Origin of the sequence: Microbacterium sp. B24, from assembly GCF_000333415.1 — a bacterium.
Classification (GTDB): domain Bacteria; phylum Actinomycetota; class Actinomycetes; order Actinomycetales; family Microbacteriaceae; genus Microbacterium.
The window spans coordinates 1-2,186 of sequence record NZ_BADB01000032.1 but is presented as its reverse complement, the minus strand read 5'-3'; the positions used below and the strand labels follow the sequence as shown (position 1 = coordinate 2,186).

Sequence of the window (2,186 nt, the reverse complement as noted above, 5' to 3'; positions counted from 1 at the left end):
GCCGCGATGCCCGGCGGTCGTCACGTGGCCACAGTTCTTCCGCCTCGAGCAGACGTTCCCGTTCGCCCAGATCGTGTCCCTGCGCCCTGTCGTCGTCCTGGTGCTCGGGGCCCTTTTCGTGCTCGGTCTGCTTCTCGCCCTCGCCCGCCCGCTGCGAGCGTTCGCGGGCGCGATCGCGGTCATCGCCCTGCTCGGAGCACTCGCGAACGGCGGCATCCTGCTCGCGCGCGGTGTGGGAACCGGCAGCCTTCCGCCGGCGACGGACTCGAGCATCCGCGTCATGACCTGGAACACCGCCGGTGCGGCCACCGACGCCGATCTCATCGCCCGCACCGCCGTGGCGATGAAAGCCGACGTCGTCGCTCTGCCCGAGACGACGATCGAGACCGGCGAAGCCGTGGCGATCGCCATGCGCGAGATGGGTGCGCCGATGTGGGCCCATCACGAGAACTACGGTGAGCGTCCCGGATACCCGGACTGGGCCGCGAACTCCACGACCCTGCTCATCTCCCCCGCCCTCGGCGACTACGCCGTCGTGGCGTCCACCTCCGACGGAGCGAGCAACACCTCCGCCGTCCCCAGCGTCGTCGCGATGCCCGTGGACGGAAGCGGCCCCACGATCGTCGCCGTCCACGCAGTCGCGCCCCGTCAGGACCGCATGGACGATTGGCGCAGCGATCTGACGTGGATCGCGAATCAGTGCGCGAGCGACGACGTGATCATGGCCGGGGACTTCAACGCCACCGTCGACAACATGGCTCGTCTGGGCGTCGACGGCGGCGACCTGGGCCGATGCACGGATGCCGCGGCCCGCACCGGATCGGGTGCGGTGGGCACGTGGTCCACGTCGCTGCCGCCGCTGATCGGCACCCCGATCGATCACATCATGGCGACGGCGAACTGGACGCCGACGGGATCGGTCGTTCTCGGCTCGCTCGACGGGAGCGGCAGCGACCACCGTCCGCTCGTCGTGCAGTACGAGGCCGCACGGTAAGAGCAACGACTCACGCCCGCCCTCCGTCGCACAGAAGGAGGTGCGAGACTGGTGCCATGAGCACGAGCGAGAGCGACACGATCGCCACGACCGACACCGACGTCACCCCCGTTGAGAACGCGAACCGCAAGCAGCCGTTCCCGCGCGGCTTCCTCGACACCATCTCGGCCGGCTGGGCCGAACGGCCCGAGCTCACCCCCTCGCCACGGCCGCAGGTGCCCTACACGGCGGCGCGCCGCGCTGCCGTGTCCGCCGCCTTCCCCGGGCAGCGTCTCGTGCTGCCGGCGGGAACGTACAAGCAGCGCTCGAACGACACCGACTACCCGTTCCGCGCCCACTCGGCTTTCGCGCACCTCACCGGCTGGGCGAGCGACAGCGTGCCGGATTCGGTCCTCGTGTTCGACCCGCGTGAGGGCGGCGCCGGCCACGACGTGACGCTCTACCTGCGCGAGCGCGCCGACCGGACCACCGCCGAGTTCTACAGCGACGCGACCATCGGGGAGTTCTGGATCGGTCCGCGCCCCGCCCTGGCGGGCGTCGCCGGCGAGCTCGGACTCACCACGGCCCCGATCGAGGACTTCGCGGCGGAAGACGGCGACCTGGTTCTCGATGAGGACCCGGAACTGACGCGTGTCGTCTCCGAGCTGCGCCTCGTCAAGGACGACTACGAGATCGCGCAGCTGCGCCTCGCCGTCGAGGTCACCGCTCGCGGCTTCGACGACATCGTCGCCGATCTGCCGCGGATCATCGAGACGCCCCGCGGAGAACGTGCGGTCGAGGGCATCTTCCACCATCGCGCCCGCATCGAGGGAAACGGCGAGGGGTATGACACGATCGCGGCATCCGGTCCGCACGCCTGCTATCTGCACTGGACCCGCAACGACGGCGCCGTCCTTCCGGGCGACCTCATCCTCATCGACGCCGGTGCGGAAGTCGACAGCCTCTACACCGCGGACATCACCCGCACGATTCCGGTCAGCGGCACCTTCTCGCCCGTCCAGCGCGTGATCTACGAGACGGTCCGCGAGGCCGCCGACGCCGCCTTCGCGGCGGCCCGGCCCGGCGTGAAGTTCCGCACGATCCATGAAGCCGCCATGCGCGTCATCGCCGAACGCGTGGCCGAGTGGGGGCTGCTCCCCGTGACCGCCGACGAGGCGCTCGACGCCGACAACGGCGGACAGCATCGCCGCTA

Annotated in this window: 2 protein-coding genes; both read left to right on the top strand. The window is 70.4% G+C overall.

Annotated elements, in window-relative coordinates; translation table 11 throughout:
- Positions 1 to 994: endonuclease/exonuclease/phosphatase family protein (locus I5I_RS00590; RefSeq protein WP_036315057.1), on the top strand; the 994-nt coding region annotated here is incomplete at its 5' end.
- Positions 995 to 1,050: 56 nt separating this feature from the next.
- Positions 1,051 to 2,186 (top strand): aminopeptidase P family protein (locus I5I_RS00585; RefSeq protein ID WP_036315055.1); only part of this gene is annotated, 1,136 nt, incomplete at its 3' end.